Consider the following 629-nt stretch of genomic DNA (forward strand, 5'->3'; position numbering starts at 1 on the left):
GAGGCAGGTATGCCTCAGCTGGACCCGAAATATTGGGCATCTCAAGCATTTTGGTTAGTTCTTGTTTTTATAATACTTTATATTTCAATATCGAAATTTTACTTACCTAAGATAAAAAGTAATTTAGATAATCGCGAAAATAAAATTAAAGAAGATTTAGAGAATGCAAATAAATTTAAAGAGCAGTCTGAAGCAAAGATTAAAGAATATGGATTAATTTTAGACAAGGCTAAGAAAGAAGTTAATAAAATACTTTTTGATTCAAAAAACGCTTTAGACAAAGATATTCAGAACAAAAAAAATTTAATGGAGAAGGAAATCGAAAAAGAAATTTTAAAGGCTCAAAAAGAAATCTCAGAATTGAAGAAAAGTTCAATTTCCTCAATTCAAAATATTTCTGAAAATATAACGTCAAATATTATAGAGAACATATCAGGCGACAAGCTAAACGAAAGCAGTATCAAAGCTGCTGTAGAAGAAATTTCAAATAAAAATCTAGGTAAATATTTATGACATTAGACGCAACTTTTTGGGTAACTATTTCATTTTTTATTTTCATTGGAATATTATTTTATTTTAAAGTACCTCAAAAAATTAAAGAAACTCTTGAATTAAATATATTAAATATT

Annotated in this window: 1 protein-coding gene; it reads left to right on the forward strand. The window is 25.9% G+C overall.

What is annotated here, in order from left to right:
* Positions 1-513 (forward strand): F0F1 ATP synthase subunit B family protein (locus tag AMN78_RS00730; protein WP_075533727.1); only part of this gene is annotated, 513 nt, incomplete at its 5' end.
* Between the last annotated feature and the right edge of the window lie 116 nt (positions 514-629).

This window comes from Candidatus Pelagibacter communis (assembly GCF_001179945.1).
GTDB classification, from domain to species: Bacteria; Pseudomonadota; Alphaproteobacteria; order Pelagibacterales; family Pelagibacteraceae; genus Pelagilacustribacter; species Pelagilacustribacter ubique_A.